Genomic DNA, 19,107 nt, shown 5'->3' on the forward strand with positions numbered 1-19,107 from the left:
TCCACGGACGGTCTCCCTCGATTGATATCTTAACGACTCACTCTGGCACATTGCGATGCCGTTGGGAGCCGTCCACCCCAACAGTGCTCGTCACAGGGATGAGAGCAGCGCCGCGTCTGCGGCGCGGAAAGAGTTCTTTCAGCCCAAGGACTTGGTCTGGCTGGATTCCTGTGACAAGCACAGGAATGAGGAAATCAAACAAGCGGTGGCGGTGGCCCTAATCTCAACAGCCCTTAGCGCATCTCACAAGACGCGCGGCGCTGTAGGATTCGGAGGACAGCAATCTCTCCTCATCCTCATCTCTATGCTTGTCACAGAGATCCAGCAGCGCCGCGTCTGCGGCGCGGGAGAGCCTATCCAGCCCAATTACTCGGTCTGGCTGGATTCCCGTGACAAGCACAGGAATGAGGAAGTCAACATAAGTCGTCGCGGGTATCCGATCTCAACAGGCCTTAGGCAGCCGCGGCGAAATCGATGGTGATTTTCGTCCCTCCACCGGGAACCGTATCGACCGCGATCCTCGCTTTGTGAAGCTCGCCGATGCGGTGAACGATCTTGAGGCCGAGCCCAAGCTGGCCGGAGCGTTTGACGTAGCCGAGATCGTCATTGTGCTCCGGCAGATCGACGAGACCCCTTCCGTTGTCCTCGACAGACACCAGAGGTCCGGGACCGCAGGCGAGCACTATGCGCGTATTGGGCGGATTATGCTTCACCGCGTTTTCGATCAGGTTGCGCAACATGTTCTCGATGAGCGGCGCAATCACGCTTACGGGCGGTGTGCCGTGGTCTACGAATTCGATGGACTTGCCGTTGTCGAAAACAAATGGCGCAGTCGTCTGCGCGACCTCCGCCCCGATCGCCGAGAGGTCGGCGCGCTGAAAGGCCGAGGGGTCCACAGAGTCGGCCCGGGCAAGCGAGGTCAATTGCTCGAGAATGTGGGTCAGCGCATCGAGATCGCGCTCCGCATTGCGGGCGCGCGGATCGTCGATGCGGCTCAGCTCCATCTTGGCGATCGAAACCGGTGTGCGGATCTCGTGGGCGATCGAGGAGGAAAAGACCTTCTGCGCCTGGATGAGATCTGCAACGCGCGCCAGGAGACGGTTGACGGCCGCGACAAGGCGCTCGATCTCCTCCGGCATGCGCGACGAGGGGAGGCGGGCATTGCCATCGCGCGGATCGATCGCATCGGCCGCCCGCACCGCTGCTGCCACCGGTTTGAGCGCACTGCGGATCGACCAGATCGTGGCCCCGATCACGAGGCAGAACATCAGCGTCATGGGCACGATCATGGAATCGAACATCTCGCGCAGCAAAACGCTGTACATGAAGCCGTTGGGGTCCTTCAGGACGGCCAGCTCTACGAGCACGATCTCTCCATAACGCTCGAACGATTGGCCGCCGGCAACGCTGAAGGGTTTGCCGGGTGCGATCAGCCGTTTCCAGAAAGTCGGTGCGTTGACGGCGAGCGGAAGAAAATGCTCCGAACATTCGGCCGAGCAATTGGTGAAGAGCACCGAGCCGGAAGCGGTGCGCACCCTCACATAGATCGCACCCGGTCCATCGCGTTCCAGGTAACGCTCTTTCAGTTCGTGATTGAGCTTGAATGTCAGCTCCCCGTCCTGCTTCGCGATTACGGTCGACAGGTTGTCTGTCTCCTCCTGCAGCATCAGGACGCTGAGCTCGTCATCGTCGAACCAGTAGTCGGCGAAGACGACGCCGACCTGCAGCATCATGGCGAGCAGTGAGAAGGCGATGATGCGGCGGGCGACGATGCCGATGAGCGACGGGTTCCAGCTCTTCATCAAACCGTCCGAAGCAGATAACCAATGCCGCGCACGGTTTCGATCTGCACGCCGGTTTCCGCCGACTGCAGTCGCTTGCGCACCCTGGAGACGGCGAGTTCCAGCGCATTCGAGCTCAGTTCCTGGCCATATTCCGAAAGGGCCGTTTCGAGCCTGCGCTTCGGGACGACACGCCCGACCTCGCGCAACAGGATTTCGATCAGCGAGCGCTCGCGCGGAGGAAGCGGTAGAACGGCGCCCTCGCAGGTAAGCTCCGCCGTTGCAGGATCATAGCGCAGGGCACCGGCCTCGAGGACCGGCTGTATCGCATTGGGATTTCGCCTGAGCATCGCCCTGCAGCGGGACAGAAGTTCGCGATGGTGAATCGGCTTGACGAGATAATCGTCGGCGCCGGCGTCGAGCCCGGCGATACGCTCGTCGACCGATCCGCGTGCGGTGATGATCAGCACCGGCAGGCCGACATGCTCCCGCCGGATCCATTGCAGGAGCTGCAGGCCGTCGCCGTCGGGAAGGCCGAGATCGAGGAGAACCAAATCGTGCTCGCGCGCGGCAATGGCGGCCTCGGCATCGCGCAATGTCGAAACGCCGTCGAGCCGCCAACCCGCGTCATGCATGGTCTCGTTGATGAGTTCGGTAAGGCGAGGACTGTCCTCGACGAGGAGTAAACGCATGCAGATCGCAGCCTGAGTCTTCTGGCGCCGGTGACGAGGGACCATAGGACGTTTTTCCCGGGGTGCCAACTTGCGAAATCCCTGCCGGGCGCGGGGACGCCGCTCGTACCGGCGATGCCGACAGCTTTCCGACAGCTCGTCCGGGCTACTGGGCATGCTCCCCTGGATCGCAAACGGTGCAGGGAACATGAAGGTCACGCCGCACCATGCCTGCAATTGGCGCGGCTTTGGAGGTGAGCAGCTTGAAGATCGCGCGGATTCCCCGGCCCGAGATTGGCAGTATAAGCCTGAGCGCGATCGTCGCTCTCTATCTGCTGGTGGCGACCAACAACTCGTTCTGGGCTCATGCCAACGTCTATTTCGATCACGCCTGGATGAGCCTGCTTGCCTTCGCAGCGGCACTCTACCTCGTCCTCTTCGCGATCTTGACGCCTCTCTCGGTCAAGTACCTGATGAAGCCGGCGCTGGTTATTCTCATCCTGGTGTCGGCGACGGCCGCGTATTTTGCCGACACCTTCGGCATCGTCATAGACCGGGACATGATCGGCAATGCCGCCGTTACGACACAGGCCGAAGCCAGCCACCTGCTGACATTCAGCCTTGCGCGGCATCTCCTCGTCTACGCCGTCCTCCCTTCGATCCTGATCGCCTGGGTCAGGGTACGCCACCGCCGGTTCCTGCGGAAGGCCGCGGTCAATTTCGCCTTCGTCTCCGTATCGCTCCTCGTCGGCGCAGGCCTCGTCTATTCCAACTTCGCGACGGTGGCCTACGCGCTGCGCGAACATACGGACCTCATGAAAAGGTTCAATCCGTCCGGACCGCTGATTGCCACCGTGCGCTACGGCCTTTCGACCTATCGGGAGCGCAATCTGGTCGTACACCCTCTTGGAATCGACGCGCATCAGGGCGCGCGCGTTGCCGCCGCGGGGAAACCGGTCGTCGTCGTCGTCGTTGCGGGCGAGACGGCGCGTGCCATGAACTTTTCGCTCAACGGCTACGAGCGCGAGACGAATCCGGAATTGCAGGCACTCGGGGTCGTCAACTACCGCAACACGACGAGTTGCGGCACGGCGACCGCCGTCTCGCTTCCCTGCATGTTTTCGGTCTATCCGCGCAGCCAGTACAGCGACTGGAAAGCGCGCTCGACCGAAAATCTCGTCAATGTGCTGACGCATGCCGGTGTCTCGGTGAGCTGGTGGGACAACAATACCGGCAGCAAGGGGATTGCCGATCTCATCAGCTTCGCAAGCCAGACCGGCCGCAAGAACAGCCCGCTTTGCACCAACGGCGAATGCCTGGACGAGATCCTCCTCGGCGATCTCGACCGGAAACTCGGGGCGGCGACGTCGAACAGCGTCATCGTGCTGCATCAGCTCGGCAGCCACGGCCCCTCATACTACCTTCGCTATCCCGAGGCGTTCCGCCGCTTCACGCCCGACTGCCGAACGCCGGAACTCATGCGTTGCTCGACCGCGGAACTGGTCAATGCCTACGACAATACGATCCTCTACACCGACCACATCCTCGCCAGCGTCGCGCGGCTCCTCGAAAAGCATCAGGACCGCATTGCCGGCGCGATGATCTATATGTCGGATCACGGCGAGTCGCTTGGGGAGAACGGCCTCTACCTCCACGGCGCGCCTTATGTGATCGCCCCGAAGGAACAGACCCAGGTGCCGTTCATCGCCTGGTTTTCGAAGCCGTACCAGGCTGCGATGGGCGTCGACGCCGGCTGTCTTGCCAAGGACGCCGACCAGCCCAAATCGCACGACAACCTGTTTCACACGGTGCTCGGCATGATGGACGTCGAGACGAGAATCTATGACCGCGATCTCGACGCTTTTTTCGCCTGCACGCGGCCCGCAGGCAAAGAGGAGCAGCCGGTGCCGGGATATCACGCGGCCCAGAATGGCGAACCCGCAGCAAGAGCCGGCGGGTCGCAGGAAGCGAGGTGGGTGCCCGGCCTTCTGTGATTTTCCGATAAGCCTCTCCCACCGGCAAGCTGTCGACCTTCGCCAAATCTGGTAGACTGCAGGCCGGTCTCGCATCCGCAGCCGGCGGGGCGGCCATCAGAGGAGAATCAGATGCAGATCGCCGGAATTCAGGTCTATCCCGAGCGCGGCGGCAAGGCGGGTTTCACCGTCGAGTTCGTCGGCACCAACGGGGAGGTCGTCTCCGTCTCCTGCCCGCAGAACGCCGACGGTAGCCTCAACAGGCTGAATGCCGTTTCCCAGGCAAAGGAGATACTCGCCGCGGCCATCGCGGCGGATGAAACGCTTCTTGCCATTACCGGCACGAAACGGTCTCCTTCGGTCCCCAAGGGAGCGCTTGCGAATGCCCGGCAGGCGCATGACCGGGACGCCATGGAAGAGCAGTTGGAAGAGGGTCTCGAAGATACGTTTCCCGCAAGCGACCCCGTCTCGATCACCAGTTCGGCGATTCCGAAGGGATCGTCTCACCGGTAGTCTTTGCGCGGATCTCCCCGTGACCCTCGTTCCTGTGCCCGTCACAGGAATCAGTCAGGCCAAGTCCTTGGGCTGAAACGATTCTTTCGCGCCGCAGACGCGGCGCTGCCGAATCCCTCTGAAAAGCACCGGGGCCAGGTGAACAAAGCCGTCTTGTGCCTGTCCGCGCTCTCTGTTCCTGCTACGCATCGGGCTTTCCGAATATCGGTTCCGATTGTCCGGCCGATGCGCTAAAGCTCTCGGACACCCTGGGCGGCCTCAGATGGCCGATTCATATCAGCGACGAAAGGAGCGCGCCGTCTTGGACGAGCAAAGGAGAAGCGATTCATGAATAGCCGGCGTTTCACCTTCGCCGTCGGTGACATTCACGGTTGCCTCGCACAACTCGAAACCTTGCTTGCCAGTATCGAATCCGTCGTCGCCGGCGGCAGGGTGGTCTTCCTCGGCGACCTCGTCGATCGCGGTCCGGACAGCCGCGGCGTCGTGGAGCGGATCATGGCCGGGCCGCGCAGGGCGGGCTGGGAATGGATCACGCTCAAGGGCAATCACGAGGCCATGCTGCTGGCGGCACGCAAGGGCCAGGCCGAGATGTCCCTATGGCTGACGAACGGGGGGGAGGAGACGATGGCTTCCTATAGCGGCGCCATTCCGTTGAGCCATCTGGTCTGGATGGCGGAACTGCCGTCGCTCGTCGTCGATCGGCACCGCATTTTCGTCCATGCCGGTGTCGACGAGACCATTCCGCTCGAAGAACAGGGCGACGACATCCTCCTCTGGATCCGCACCGATCCGAACTACTCCGGCACCTATTGGGGCAAGCATGTCTGCCACGGGCACACGCCGAGCCGAAGCAATCCGCGCACCGTCGGGAACAGGACCAATGTCGATTCCGGCGCCGTCTTCGGCGGCATGCTCTCCTGCGCCGTCTTCGATGACGACAGGGCGGGAGGCCCGATCGATTTTCTGGTCACGGATGGATACAGCTAAGGGCCTGTTGAGATTGGGGCCACCCGCCGCGAATTGTTTGATTTCCTCATTCCTGTGCTCGTCACAGGAATCCAGCCAGCCCAAGTCCTTGGGCTGAAAGAAAGCTTCCCGCGCCGCAGACGCGGCGCTGCTGGATCGCTGTGACGAGCACAACCTCAACAGGCCTTGGACCGCTTCACGACGACATACCCGCGTGTGCGTGCGTTAATCATTCACCCTGAACTCACGGCCCCCCGCTAGAACACGTAGAATGACCACATCGGCATCCTCAACGACGAATGCCACACTCGTGCTCCCCTCGAACCCAATAATACGCAGCCCTGGGCGCATTTCATCGCGGATGGTTCCGCGTTCCGGAAATACATCGAAGGACGAGAGGAACCCGCTGATGCGCTCAATGTATCGGTCTGCCGTATCGGTTGAGCCAGACCGTTCGACGACATACCCATAGATGTGCACCAGATCGGTCTGCGCTTCAGGTGACAGGCGAACGGTATAATGCCTCATTCAAGCCCGACTCTTGCCCTTGGCGACGCGCGATCGGACCTGTGCCATACCGTCCTCAAGAGGGACAGCGCGTGTCGGGTCGGCTTTATGGGCGTCGTAGGCGGCAGCGACTTCCTCGCGCAGCCAGCGTTCCACCGCAGCGTCCCGCGCAGCCAGTGTACGCAAACCGTCGCGGATCACTTCGCTTTCAGTGGCATACTCACCCGATGTCACCTTCGCTTTGACCATTTCGGCCATTTCGATCGGCAGGGTAATGCTGAGGGATTGGGTTGTACGCATATCGGCCGCTCTCGTTTCGAGCCTGTATAACACGCAACACGATTTAATCCTACTCCCCTTCGGTAGGTCACAGGTTCCTGCAACCGGGGCAGTGCGATAAGCGTGCGGAAAGCAATTGCTTTAGCATTGTGCAACGCCGCGTCAGGCTATAGTTGTGCCGACCTGCAAGGCATGTGAACTCGAAATCCAAGGGACACGGTTTGGACACGTCCTCTTCCGCAATCTTCACGAAGAATTTCGCCGCCCTCCTATTCGACATGGACGGCACGCTGCTCAACTCGATGGCAGTCGTTGAAAGGGTCTGGGGATCCTGGGCACTCCGCAACGGAATAGACCCCGTGGCGCTCATGAAGGTCGTCCACGGCGTGCGAGCCGTCGATACGATCCGCGCGCTGGGCCTGCCGGTCGATCCGGAACAGGAGGCGCGCATTCTTGCCGAGGCGGAGATTGCCGATGTCGAGGGGATTGTCGAAATTCCGGGCGCCGTCACCTTCCTGAAGACATTACCGCCGGAAAGATGGGCGATCGTTACGTCCGCGCCGCTCGAACTCGCCGCGCGCCGGCTCCAGGCGGCCGGTATTCCGGTGCCTCGCCACATGGTGACCGGTGAGGATGTCTCGGTCGGGAAGCCCGACCCGCAGGGCTATCTGCTCGCGGCAGAGAGACTCGGGGTGCGTGCCGAAGATTGCCTCGTTTTCGAGGACGCGCCTGCGGGTGTTCTCGCCGGCAAATCCGCGGGCGCCGAGGTTGCCGTCATCACCGGGGCGCATGCCGCTGCGGCCGAGATGCCGCATATCATGCTGTCGCATTACGCCGACGTTGAGGCTCGCCTCGTCGAGGACGGATGGCTTTCGCTGCATCGCCGCCGCGGCTAGAGCACTTCCAGGAAAACTATCTGACGGTTTCCGTCCGCAAGTGCGCAGTTTCAAAGGTTTAGAGCCGGCGCGATGCGAGGCCGACGGCCATCGGCCGCCGGCTGCTTCAAGGATCACGTTCAGGCGGCGAGCCAGCACTTGGTCAGCGCATGTCCGCCCATGAGCTCGCCGTTCGGATCGTCGACCCAGCCGCCGACCTTGTCGCTGGTGGCATCGATATAGTTGTTGAACATCGGCGCGATCACACCACCCTCATCGCGCAGGATCATTGCCGCCTCGCGATAGAGAACCTTGCGCTTCGCCTCGTCCAGCTCGCCGCGCGCCGCAAAGATCAGCTTGTCGAAATCCTCGCGGAAGAAGCGGGTGTCGTTCCATTCCGCCTTTGAAAGATAGGCGATGGAATAGACCTGGTCCTGCGTCGGCCGTCCGGTCCAGTAGGACATGCTGAAGGGCTGCTTGTTCCAGACGTCGGACCAGTAGCCGTCTCCGGGCTCGCGCTTCAGCTCGACATCGATGCCGCACTTCGCGGCGCTTGCCTGGAAAAGCTGCGCGGCGTCGACCGCCCCGGGGAAGGCGACGTCGGAGGTACGCAGCAGGATCGAACCGTCATGGCCCGACTTCTTGAAGTGGAACTTCGCCTTGTCCGGATCGAAGACGCGCTGCTCGATATCGTCGTCGAACAGCGGGTAGCCCTTGATCATCGGCGTATCGTTGCCGACCGTGCCGTAGCCGGCGAGTATCTTTGCGACCATTTCCTCGCGGTCCACCGCGTATTTCAGCGCCAGCCGCAGGTCGTTGTTGTCGAAGGGCGCCGTGTTGCAATGGGCGATCAGGACATAGTGGCCCTTCCCGGGGACGTTGCGGATCGTGACCCCTGGAATGCGTTTGACGAGCGCGACGATCTTCGGTTCGATGCGATTGATGATGTGCACGCCGCCGGACTGGAGCGAGGCGGTGCGCGCCGTTGCGTCATTGATGACGGTGATTTCGATCTGGTCGGCATGACCGCGCTCGGCCGCTCCCCAATAGCCGTCCTGCAGCTCGCCGACATGCTTTACGCCCGGTTCGTTGACGACGACTTTGTAGGGCCCGGTACCGATGCCGGCAGTCGGGTCGTCCTTGCCGCCGTTCGGCTGGATCATCAGATGATAATCGCTGACGATGAACGGCATATCGGCGTTCGGCTGGCGCAGCGTAATGACGACCTTGTCGCCATCTGCCTTGATGGTCTCGAATTCCTGGACGAAGGGCAGGGCAGCCGATTTCGAGTTCTTGTCGGCATGACGCTCGAACGTGGCGACGACATCGGCAGGCGTCAGTTCCTTGCCGTTATGGAAGGTCACGCCCTTGCGGATCGTGAACGCCCAGGTCTTCGCGTCCTTCGACGCTTCGTAGGCTTCAGCCAGCCGATACTCAATCTCGCCTGCCGGCGAAACTTCGAGCAACTGCTCTCCCCAGCAGCGGCCGAATGTGTAGGGCACCTGGCTCGCCCAGGTCGCCGGATCGAGGCTGTTCGTGGATTCGCCGCCGACGAGCCCGGCCCGCAATATGCCGCCCTTGGCCGGGCCGCTCGCCCGCGCGGCATTGCCGAGCAGCACCTGGGCCGAGGCGAGCGTTACGCCGAGCGCTGCCGCGCGCCCGAGAAAATCGCGCCTCGACAGGCGGCCGGAAACGACCTCCCGGCTCATGAATTCCAATTCTCCCGCCATCGATTTCCTCTCCTCCATTGAAACGTGCGTACCGGTTAACCGGCACCACGCTCAGGTTGCAATGGATCTATATGGCGAAGGCTGTCTGTTGGCGGCGAAGAATGTCGCAACCAGGCGAGACAAGCCCAGCTATGTCACGGCGCGGGAGAAGAGAGGTGCTGAGGTTTCCTCATCCCGTGTCGAGGCGCGCGTGCGGGCGATGCGGCCTTCGAGTTCCTCGAGGCGGCGGGCAAAGCCGAGATTGCCTGGCTGGAGCGCCACGGCCTCGGCGAGCATGTCGCGAGCGATCTCGAGTGCGCCGTCGCGGATGTGGCGGTTGGCCCGATGGTAAAGAAAGTTTACCCGCTCCACAGGTGAAAAGCCTTCTCCGAAGCGTCGAAGACACCGGTCGGCCCAGGCAGGGTGGCGAGCAATCGCCGCGATGGCGATCTGATAGGGGCGCATCGGGGCGCCGATCCGCGCCGAGCGGGCGAGTGCGCGCAAACCGGCGCGGTCGTCCGCGCGGCAAGCCTCGATGAGCGAAAGCGCGCGCGCCGTCCCGGTGAAGGCCCGAACGGTGCCGTGACCGGTCATATGCACGGGGATGAGATGCGTCTGGCTCTGTATCGCCGCGATCCGCTCCGCGTGCCGGCGATCGACGGCATGAAAGGGGTCGTAGAACAGATAGGCGCGCCCGGCCGCCTGGTCGGGGGCGATTGCCATGTTCGTGTGGAGCCCCGGAGCGAAGTGGCGGACGAAGCGGTTGTCGAATGGTACTGTCTTCGGATCGATCGAGATCTGCGGGCAAAAAGCAACGGCGACGCTTGCGCCACAACGCCGGCGATAGCGCAGCGCCGCATAGCCGCCTTGCGAATGGCCGTAGAGGATCCGTTCCGGCGCTTCAGCAAGGATCGGCGCAGCAGCCTCGACCGCCGCGACTACGCTTGCCGCCGGAAACCAGTTCGGCCGCCGGCTGATGAAGCCGAGTGCGGCGATGCCGGCTTTCTCGCAGAACCGCTGACCCCAGAAGCGGCTGCCGTTCGCCTGCATCTCCATCTCGTTGAAGGTGACGAGAAGATAGGGCGACGATCCTCGCAGATGGATCACTTCCAGGTTTTCGTCGGCGTAAACGAGCATGGGAATTCCCGAGCAGCTGTCAATTTGAGGGGAGCCGCAAGCGGCTAGACCAAGGCCTGTGCCGCCGCTTCATATTGCCCGGCACCAAGAGAGCTCCGCCTGTCCTCCAGCAGCCGACGATAGAGATCGGCATGCGCGCGGGCCGATTCCACGTGGCCGGTCGGAGGCCGCAGCGTTGCGTGCAGCCGGTCCCATGCCTCGGGCTTGCCCAGCACTTCCGACAGCCGGTCGGCGAGATCCTGGGCGCTGCCGGTACGGAAGTGGAGGCCGTCCCTTCCGTCCTGCACTTTCTCGGCCATGCCGCCGATGTCGGAACAGATGATGGGCCTGCGGTGGTGCAGGGCCTCCTGGATGACGACGGGCGAGTTTTCCCACCAGATCGAAGGCAGCACGACCCAGTCGACCGAGCGCATCAGCCTCGGCATATCGGCATTCTGATAGGCGCCATAAAAACGCACCCGGCGCCCGGCGTCGTCGATGAGCTTCTTCAGGCGCTCCTGGAACTCGGTCGGCTGGCGCTCGAGATTACCGCCGAAGATCATCAGGCAGGAGTCCTCGCCCCAGATTTCTTCCGGCACGCGCGAGACCGCGTCGACCAGCACGTCGATGCCCTTGAAGGGTGTCATCTGCCCGAAATAGGCGAAACGGTTCCGTCGGGCGGACGGGACCGGCAGATCACGTACCGGTGCGGCCTCGCCCATGACGATGCCGTTGTCGATCACGGAGAGCTTTTCCGCGTCGATGCCCCATTCGACATAGCGGTTTGCGAGGAACATGCTCGGGGAGATGAAGGCATCGGCAAGGCCGAGCATGCCGCGCAGAAACTCCTCGCGCCTCAGGAAACGGGAAACCGGGATATCGGGAAAGCAGCCATGGCAACTGATCGGCGACGAACTGTTGCAGAGCTGGGCGGATGGTCGCTTCACCATCTGCCCGTGATTGTGGCAGAGCGACAGATACTCATGGAAGGTGACGATGATTACCGCCTCCGGCAGCGCTTCGCGTAGAGCGTAAAGCGCCTCCATTCCGAGGCCGATCAGGTGATGAAAGTGAACGACATGAGGCGACAGATCGCCGACGAAACGCAGGAGGTCGCGGCGGATCGCCTCCGTATCCCCGTTGGACAGGAAGAAGTGATCGTAATCATCCGCATGGAAGAGCACTTCGTCCACTGCAAGACGCAGACTCATCAGTGCTGAGGCGCCGTGGCGAGGGACCGGATGGCCGACGCGGGCGAGATAGATCGACTCGACGCCCGGCAGCGTGTTCAGGCCCTTGTGCAGGCTGTGGGACGCTATCTCCGCCCCGCCCAGCGACATCGCCGGATGTCCATGCGAAACGACGAGAACACGGAGCCGCTCGCTCATGCGGAAGCCTCCTTGATGCGATTGCCTTCGCCCTGCGGCTGCGGAGCCCATCGGGCCGAAAACAGTCTTTCGTCGATCCGCTCGACGAGAGGAGCCGCGGAGGCGCTGCCGGTGGAGAACGGCTCGTCCGAGCCCAGCATCTGCACCGAGGGCAGCCACCAGGATTCGATCCCCGAACGGCTGAGCCTCAAGCCGAGATCCTGCCCCTTTTGCCGGGATCCGAGATAGCTGCCGGCAAAGCCTCCGGCGACGAGGAAAGCCTCGCGCGGCATGATGCAGCATTCGAAAGAGGCCGCCGCGATCCGGGTGAGCTTGAGACCCGTCACCGCGCTCAACGGATAACCGGCATAACGGTCCGAAAGCGAATTTTCGGACTGCGCGTCGGCCCAGGAGCCAGCCCATCGAACGGAATGGTCCTCATAGGCGAGCGTGGGCGAAATGATCCCGCCACTTTCCTCGTAGGCGGAAACCAGCCTGCCGTACCAGCCGCTCCTGCGGGGCAATAGCGAGCCGGCGAGCAGAACGACTGTCTCGCTCGAAAGCGCGCGAATGCCGGCTTCCAGGAGATCGTAGACATCGGCCGTTTCCGCCGACATCAGCCTGAGCGGAAGCCGATAGAACTGCGCGAGCTGCCTGATCCGGCCGGCCTGACGGCGAAAGCATTCGGAGTGCAGCACGAGCGCGATCGGCGCGTGCCGCGTTTCGGGATCGAGCGCCAGAAGGCCGAGAAAAGGGGCAAGCTCCTTTTCTTCTGCTTGGCCGGCAGCGACGATGATCGGCGGCCCCGAAGCCTCGTCGAACGCACCGGCATCAAGGATAGCCTTGATGCCGGGCGAGGGGCTCTCCGACGCGCACAGGAAGGGCACGATCTGTCGATCGACGATTTCCGTCCGGCCCCAGTTTTCGGGATCGATGGACTTGATTTGGCGGAGCACCGCCTGACGCGGCGGAAGCCGCGCGGGTGTCAGCGGCAGAAAAGCCCGGCGGGAATCCTTGAGCGTCAACTCCAGGTGTAGCGGGGCCGTACCATCTGCCCCCAGTCCGCCGGCAAACACGATGTAACCATGCGGGTGGGTTTCTCGGTCGAGCATGCTTTTGAACAACGGCTCTTCGGTAAAGGCATCCGTCACATCCGAGCGCTCAAGCCGCGTCCAGCGATCGTCGAGCCGCATCTCGCTTTGTCCACGGCGCAACCGGACGCTCTGGACATGCTCATCAGGGTCGAGGAGCCAGCCGGAGATCAGAAAGGCGCCACTGTTCGCCTGAAAGATATTGTCCACTCCCAGACGCACGGGAACGGGAAGAGTGGAGATCGTCTCGCGCCCCTCGAAGCTGTTGGCGGCCGAACGCAGCCGGAGCAGAACAGCAGGGGTGCTGTGCGTCTGAAGCAGCACGGAGCGGATATGCCCGGGCGTCTCCGTGGGACCGCCGATCAGCCGGTGCTCGTGAACCGAAGCATAGCGCCAGCCCCCGCGCCCGCGATAGGCGAGCCCCTCGACGTCTCGTGCGCGAAGCGGTTCGCTTGCCGTCAACAGACCGATAAAGCCTGAACCGCCTTGCGGAATGTCCTGCCGGGAGAAGGTCGCGATGCCACAGTCGGCAACGACCGGATTTTCGCCGCACACGATCACGCGAGCGTTGCCGGGATCGGCGGCGCGGGCCCAGCCTCTGAGGAAGATCGCTCCCTCGTGGGTCTCGCCGACGAATTCGAGGAAGCCGTCGCTACCCTTTCGGGCCTGTATCAGGGCAACTATTGCCGCAAGCCTACGCCGACCGTTGGACATCTGCATCATCGCATCCACGAGCGGGTCCAGCACCTCGGCCAGTTGGGTGCCGGCAAGCTCCGCGAGGACCATCACGCTTTCGCGAACAGCAAGCGTGCGGGGGCCGAAGATATAGCGCCTGGGGCTGCCCTCCTGACCCAGGCGGAGCGTGGTAAGCGGACGGCCGGCGTCATTGATGGGCAGGAGCGCCGCGAACCCGTGCGTGGCGGTTGGCGACTGCGAAGCCAGGCGCCAACCGATGATGGAGGCACTCGTCGCGGTGGCGGGGTCGTCGTTGATCTGCGCCGCCACCTGGCCGGCGACGGGCGCGCCCGCGCCTATGACGAGCAGCAGCGTATCGTCGATCGGGCAGGCGACAACCCTCCCACCGCGCATGATCCTCGCGGCTGTTTGAGACGTTTGAGGAAGCGCCTGTTCTGCTCCGGCCATGGTACTCCTCATGCCCCGGCGAAAACCGAGAGGGCAGCGCCGGCGGCAAAGCCCGCGAGAACGAACAGCAGGAGCAGCAGCGGTTTCAACTCTCCATTCGACCGCTTCTGCAAGGCTCCGAGGTTCTTCTCCATCGCTGCAACCACGCCATCGAGCCGCATCAAATGAACATCGAGATCGTTCAGGCGCTGCCCGATCTCGGCGGCGGCGGCAGGCCCCAAGGCCCCGCCTTCGCCGCCCTCGTCATTATGCGTGCGCTGGAGAGATCGCTGCGAGACCTGCAATTGCCGCTGAGCCGCCATGAGGACGTCGAGCTTGTCGAGAACCTTGGCGAGCGGCGCGGCGATGAGGGCTTCGGCCGCCTGTTCATCGGGGCGCGGAACGCGCAGCTGCTGTTCGGTGCCGCGTGCGTCCAGGGCCGTCACCTTGAGATCGGTGGTGCGCGAGGCTGCCGCCTCGGGAAGCGCGATTTCGAAGGCATAGCCGCCGTCGCCGATGCCGTTGCGCTTGAGATCGGGGCGATTGCGGTCGGCGACCGCCTGGGCAATGACGTTGCCGTCCAGATAGACGCGGATGGTGAGGCGTTTGTCGGGTGCTGCCGGATCGAACGCCCAGCCGAAGATGCGCCCCTGGTCGATCGCGTCGACCCGGCCGGTCATCGGCTTCGTATTGTCCTGATCCGGTGCGGCATTTGATTTCTCGGCAACAGCAGCCATCGATTTCCCCTTTATGCCGCTTCGATACGTGACGGTTCGATCGCTTCGATCAATTCGAGATAGCGTCGTGCGGTGGTGTCGATGTTCTCCGGTTCCCGCGCATGCGCGGAAAGCCGGCGCGCCAAGGCGCCGTCTTGCGCGAGGCGGCGCATGGCAGAGGCGAGCGCCCGGGGATCGTTGGGCGCAACGGTGAGGCCGTTTGCCCCGTCCTCGATCATCTCGGCCATGCCGCCGATATTGCCGGCTATGACCGGCCGTCCGAGGGCCTGCGCCTCCTGGATGACCAGCGGCGCATTTTCCCACCAGATCGAGGGTACGATCGTGCAATCCACCGCTGCGACGAGGTCGGCGACGTCCTCACGCCGGTAGGGCCCGCGCTGCTGCACGGTCGGTGCCGTTTCCTGGAACAGGCGCGTGATCTCGTCGACGAAACTCTCGCTCTGGAAGGGTGCGCCGCCGTGAACGCGCAACTCGAACTCCAGCCCCTCGGAAATGAGCTGCCGTGCCGCCTGGAGCAGTACCGCCACGCCTTTCCAGGGGTTGAGATTGCCGAAATAGCCGAAGACCGGACGATCCGAACCGATCCGGCGGGCCGCTGCCGGCGCGCCGCGAGCCGGCAGCCCGTTGGGAATGACGCTGATCCTGTCCTCCGCAAGCCCCCAATCGACGAAGCGCTGCTTGAGGAACCGGCTGGGCGATACGAACCGGTCCACGTCGCTCAAGAGGGCCTTCAGATGGCGTTCGCGCAAGGTGAAACGGTCGAGCGCGATGTCCTTGAAGCAGGCATGACATCCGTCGGGGCTCGCCCCATGGCAAAGTTCCTTGCCGCTCGTTTTCACCATCAGCCCGTCATGGTGACAGATGGGATAATAGTCGTGCAGCGTCATGACGATCCGGCACTGCGGCAGCGTTCGACGAACGATATGCGGAAACTCCGCGCCGAGCAGGAGCAGATGGTGGATATGGACGACGTCCGGCCTGAAGTCGCGCAGCAGCTCCGCAATATCCGGAACGACGCCGTAGAGGTCGATCTGACTCATGAAGAAACGGTCGAAATGTCCGGACCACAACAGCAACTCGTCCCCTGCAGGCCCGATGCCTTGAAAGCTCGTGCCTGGCCGCGCCTGGCGGTGGATCTGGTTCGTGGCTCCGAGAAAGAGCGCTTCGCAGCCTGCGCGCTTGTAAGCGCCGAACAGGTCGTGGGCGAAAATCTCCGTGCCTCCCGGGTGGAGGGCCGGATGGTTGTGAGCCGCGACGAGCACGCGCATGCTCACGCGCCGCCTCCTCGGCGTTCGGCGACGAAGATGTCCTGGTAGTGCTCCGCCTCCTTACCGCGCCAGGCGCCGAGCGCCTTCAGAGTGATTGCGAGACCGGCCCGCTCAAGGGCGCCGTCAAGAAAGCCGTCGTCGAAACCGACGGCGGCAAGGCGTGGCATGTCGGGGACGTACCAGCATGGACCGTCGCCGTCGCGGGCGAAGGAAAGCCGCGCGTCGCGCCGGCCGTTTTCGTTGGCCGCTGCGACGTGATCGACCACGAATGCGGTCATGAAGAGGCGGCCGCCGGGTTTCAGAAGCCTTCCGACCTCTCGCAGATAGACGAGGACTTCGTCCGGCGGCAGATGCGTCACGATCGACGTCATGATCACAAAATCGAAGTGACCGTCGGCATAGGGCAGTTTCAGCGCATTGCCGCTGATTTTTCCGCTCGGATTATAAAGCTCATGGGCAATATCGACACGCTGGAACGCGAAATTCGGATAGACAGAGGTGATGAAGCGGCGACACCAGCCGATGCCGCCGTCGACCGGATCTATCCCGCTGTAGCGCCCCTTCTCGAAATCCAGATACTGGGTGAGCGGGACAGCCATGCGGCCGATGCCGCAGCCGATATCGAGAACGCGGCTTTCCGGACGCAGTCCCCCCAGCCGGATGAAGTGGCCGAGGAATTCGACGCCCACCGCCGTGAAGGAACCGTCGCCGACGAAGACGCTGTCGGGATCAGGTTCGGGAAGGAAGCGGTTTCGAAGAATGCTCCCGAGCAGGGCCTCCACGCGTTCGTCGCGGGCGGGCAGTTCCGTGGCAGCTGTGTTTTCCTGGCGCAGCGCAGTCTCGCTCATGCGGCGGTCCTCGTTGCAGCGCCGATCCCGAAGAGAGCCGGCATCTGGTCGCGGCCGCCGAGATCGGTTTTCATCAATTCGGTGATGTCGTCGTTCCAGCGTTCGGTGTGCAGCCAGGAATTGTACTGGCTGGCGACCCCGCGCATATAGTCTTCGCTGCGGCGGATCGAGCGGCGCTCGAAATGATAGAGACACGCCGACGGCTCGTAGGCGATGTCATAGCCGCACCGGCGGATTTTCAGGCACAAATCGCTGTCCTCATAATCGCCGATCACATAATCCTCCGTGTATCCATCCACGAGCTCGTAGATTTCCCGGCGCGTCACCAGGCACGCACCGGTGATGCCGGGCACGCTGCGGGCAAGTTGAGCCGCCCCGTAGTCGCCGGGCATGCCCTTGTGGAAATGATGGTTGAGCCATATGCCGCGCTGGTCGCGAGCGAAGTAGAGGCCCGCGTGCTGGAGCGACCCGTCCTCGAAGATCAGCTTCGGGCCGATCGCGCCGAGGCTCCTCTGTTCCATGAGCGGCCGGATGAGCTTCTGCAGCCAGCCGGGTGCAGACGGAACGACGTCCGAGTTCAGCATGACGACGACCGAGCCGCGGGCAAAGCGCGCGCCGGCATTGCACGCCCGCGCGTAGCCGCTGTTGCGGTTCATCACAACAAGCTTCATCGGCAACCCGTGGAGGAGATGCAGTCCGCCAAGCAGATGCTCCGTCTCGTCCTGAATCTCCGGCGAATCCAGAACGTAGATGATCTCCGCATTGCTTGCGAGCCAGCGATCGGTCGCCATGCCGGAGAGCTGGAACCGCAGGAAGTCGAGAACACGGTAAAGCGGCACGACGATCGAGACCAACGGCGCCTTTTCGGGCAGGTCGTAATCCTTGGTGTAGTCGACCTTGGAAGCTCTTCCCAACCTATGTTCCACGTCCTGCAGGGCGGGGACAAGGATCGTCCGGAAAGCCTGGTCGATCGCGTGCTGCGGCGGGACGGCGCGCAGGATGCGGTTGCGCTGTGCCGAAGCGTCGAAGGGTTGCGGCTTCGGCACGAGCGGTTTCACAGCACCGGATGCCAGCCGCATCTGGAACCGCGGCTGGAGCAGGGCGCTCGGCGGATCGTTCGACGGCAGCCAGGCGACAAAGCCGGTCACGTCGGCTCGCGATTTTTCGTCCGCTCCGCGTGCCCAGGCGGCAAACTCGTACCAGTTGCCGTCGAGCGGTATCGTCGTGCCGTCCTCCTTGAGGTAGTCGATGCCGGCAAGAGTGGCTGTCGGATCATGGGTCCACCCCCCGGCAAGCAGACCGCCGGAAAGCGTCAATGCGAGGTCCACCTCCGCTGAAGGATGCATTGCAGACCTGCCGATCCGCCTTTCAGGGAGCGGTGACCGCAGCTGGAGGTCGACGGCTGTGGCAAGTCCACCCTCGGGTGTCGTCGAGAGCCAGCGGACGACGTATTCGCGCAGCTCCGGCGTATCGCCTCGTTCTGCCCACCAGGCCTGGAGGTTGGCGCAATGGGGGTTGCCGGAGGAGAGCTCGCGCACGGCAACGCCCCTTTTGCCGACAAGCACGAAAGACTGGGGGTATTGGGGAGACTCGACGATGAAATGGCAAGGACGAAGATTATGCTCGCGTTGGGCGCCGATCAGCGCCGGCGACGCCAGTGGCAGGATGGCGTTGGCCCCAAGGGCATAGATAGCGCTGATCTCGCCGAAGTCGGGGCTTATCGCTGTTTCGAGCAGGTATCGCCCCTGGTTGATCGGGCATGCAATCTTGGCGGGGGCCGGCCGCGATGTCAGCGCCTGAAGCGCATCCTCGATGAGGCCGATGAAGAACGGGTCCCTGGACAGACGGAACGCGCTTCGCCAAACAGTGAGCAGATTGTTCAGGAACTTGACGCAGCCCTCCGGCGTGAGTGCGGAAAACAGGTCCTCCACGTCGAGGGGCGGAAGTTCACCGACGGGCCGGAGCACGATCGTCTGAACGAAGTCGCTTTCGATGTAAATCTGTCCGCGGCGCGCTTCGTCACCCGGGCGCATGGCCCAAAGCACGCGCTGTCCACCCTCCGCAAGAGGAAGCATCGTGCTGACGAGCGGGACGGGTTGCTCCGGCATGACCAGCGTGTGTTTGGCTGCGGCCGGCAACCTGGCGCGAACGTCGGAGATCAATACAGCCACGTCGGAACCGAGCCGAAAGGCCTTCGCGTCCTCGAAAATGCCGCTGGCGCTCCGCGTACGATCGTCAAACGTCACACGCCACTCCTCTGACTAATTCTTGGATGGTGCGCCCC

At 63.1% G+C, this 19,107-nt stretch carries 16 protein-coding genes; 4 read left to right on the forward strand and 12 right to left on the reverse strand.

The annotated features are described in order from the left end of the window. Nucleotides 1–452: 452 nt before the first annotated feature. Nucleotides 453–1,802, reverse strand: coding sequence for a HAMP domain-containing sensor histidine kinase (locus tag ACFHWW_RS27780; protein WP_324763650.1), 1,350 nt, complete (start codon nucleotides 1,800–1,802; stop codon nucleotides 453–455). Next, the gene (locus ACFHWW_RS27785; protein ID WP_379942307.1) at nucleotides 1,802–2,473 is read right to left on the reverse strand and encodes a response regulator; all 672 of its coding nucleotides are present in this window, start codon (nucleotides 2,471–2,473) and stop codon (nucleotides 1,802–1,804) included. The genes ACFHWW_RS27780 and ACFHWW_RS27785 overlap by 1 nt, the downstream gene beginning before the upstream one ends. Before the next feature lie 242 nt (nucleotides 2,474–2,715). Between ACFHWW_RS27785 and ACFHWW_RS27790 the strand changes: the two genes are divergently transcribed. The 3 genes from ACFHWW_RS27790 to ACFHWW_RS27800 all read left to right on the forward strand — a co-directional run bounded on the left by ACFHWW_RS27790 (nucleotide 2,716) and on the right by ACFHWW_RS27800 (nucleotide 5,925). Next, nucleotides 2,716–4,446, forward strand: coding sequence for a phosphoethanolamine transferase (locus ACFHWW_RS27790; protein WP_379942309.1), 1,731 nt, complete (start codon nucleotides 2,716–2,718; stop codon nucleotides 4,444–4,446). 111 nt (nucleotides 4,447–4,557) lie between these two features. After that, entirely contained in the window at nucleotides 4,558–4,938 is a 381-nt protein-coding gene (locus ACFHWW_RS27795; protein WP_338281304.1) for a hypothetical protein, read from the forward strand. A gap of 327 nt (nucleotides 4,939–5,265) precedes the next feature. Further along, nucleotides 5,266–5,925, forward strand: a complete 660-nt coding sequence (locus ACFHWW_RS27800) for a metallophosphoesterase family protein (protein ID WP_379942311.1) — start codon at nucleotides 5,266–5,268, stop codon at nucleotides 5,923–5,925. Nucleotides 5,926–6,129: 204 nt separating this feature from the next. Here ACFHWW_RS27800 and ACFHWW_RS27805 read toward each other — a convergent pair whose 3' ends face one another. After that, nucleotides 6,130–6,432, reverse strand: coding sequence for a type II toxin-antitoxin system RelE/ParE family toxin (locus tag ACFHWW_RS27805; protein ID WP_018098867.1), 303 nt, complete (start codon nucleotides 6,430–6,432; stop codon nucleotides 6,130–6,132). Then, complete coding sequence (locus tag ACFHWW_RS27810) at nucleotides 6,433–6,711, reverse strand: type II toxin-antitoxin system ParD family antitoxin (RefSeq protein ID WP_018098866.1); 279 nt, start codon at nucleotides 6,709–6,711, stop codon at nucleotides 6,433–6,435. A 200-nt stretch (nucleotides 6,712–6,911) separates the two neighbouring features. Between ACFHWW_RS27810 and ACFHWW_RS27815 the strand changes: the two genes are divergently transcribed. Further along, a complete protein-coding gene (locus ACFHWW_RS27815) occupies nucleotides 6,912–7,586 on the forward strand; it encodes an HAD family hydrolase (RefSeq protein ID WP_379942313.1) in 675 nt (224 codons plus the stop codon). A 119-nt stretch (nucleotides 7,587–7,705) separates the two neighbouring features. Here ACFHWW_RS27815 and ACFHWW_RS27820 read toward each other — a convergent pair whose 3' ends face one another. From ACFHWW_RS27820 to ACFHWW_RS27855, 8 genes are all read right to left on the reverse strand, one after another. Next, on the reverse strand, nucleotides 7,706–9,295 hold the full coding sequence (locus ACFHWW_RS27820; protein ID WP_164866860.1) for an ABC transporter substrate-binding protein: 1,590 nt from the start codon (nucleotides 9,293–9,295) through the stop codon (nucleotides 7,706–7,708). A gap of 129 nt (nucleotides 9,296–9,424) precedes the next feature. Further along, nucleotides 9,425–10,411 carry a hypothetical protein gene (locus ACFHWW_RS27825; protein WP_379942315.1) on the reverse strand — a complete coding sequence of 329 codons (987 nt, stop codon included), beginning with the start codon at nucleotides 10,409–10,411 and terminating at the stop codon, nucleotides 9,425–9,427. Nucleotides 10,412–10,455: 44 nt separating this feature from the next. After that, nucleotides 10,456–11,778, reverse strand: coding sequence for a glycosyltransferase family 4 protein (locus ACFHWW_RS27830; RefSeq protein ID WP_338281293.1), 1,323 nt, complete (start codon nucleotides 11,776–11,778; stop codon nucleotides 10,456–10,458). Then, a complete protein-coding gene (locus ACFHWW_RS27835) occupies nucleotides 11,775–13,991 on the reverse strand; it encodes a hypothetical protein (protein WP_379942317.1) in 2,217 nt (738 codons plus the stop codon). Before ACFHWW_RS27835 ends, ACFHWW_RS27830 begins: the two co-directional genes overlap by 4 nt. A gap of 8 nt (nucleotides 13,992–13,999) precedes the next feature. After that, nucleotides 14,000–14,707, reverse strand: coding sequence for a hypothetical protein (locus ACFHWW_RS27840; RefSeq protein WP_100670216.1), 708 nt, complete (start codon nucleotides 14,705–14,707; stop codon nucleotides 14,000–14,002). Nucleotides 14,708–14,718: 11 nt separating this feature from the next. Continuing rightward, the gene (locus tag ACFHWW_RS27845; RefSeq protein WP_338281288.1) at nucleotides 14,719–15,981 is read right to left on the reverse strand and encodes a glycosyltransferase family 4 protein; all 1,263 of its coding nucleotides are present in this window, start codon (nucleotides 15,979–15,981) and stop codon (nucleotides 14,719–14,721) included. After that, nucleotides 15,978–16,823: a class I SAM-dependent methyltransferase gene (locus ACFHWW_RS27850; RefSeq protein WP_379942320.1), complete on the reverse strand. Its 846-nt coding sequence runs from the start codon at nucleotides 16,821–16,823 to the stop codon at nucleotides 15,978–15,980. Before ACFHWW_RS27850 ends, ACFHWW_RS27845 begins: the two co-directional genes overlap by 4 nt. Continuing rightward, nucleotides 16,820–19,069 (reverse strand): glycosyltransferase family 2 protein, encoded by a 2,250-nt coding sequence (locus tag ACFHWW_RS27855; RefSeq protein WP_379942322.1) that lies wholly within the window; start codon nucleotides 19,067–19,069, stop codon nucleotides 16,820–16,822. The genes ACFHWW_RS27850 and ACFHWW_RS27855 overlap by 4 nt, the downstream gene beginning before the upstream one ends. Nucleotides 19,070–19,107 lie beyond the last annotated feature (38 nt).

The sequence above is a fragment of the Sinorhizobium sp. P24N7 genome, assembly GCF_042436655.1.
Lineage (GTDB): Bacteria > Pseudomonadota > Alphaproteobacteria > Rhizobiales > Rhizobiaceae > Sinorhizobium > Sinorhizobium meliloti_A.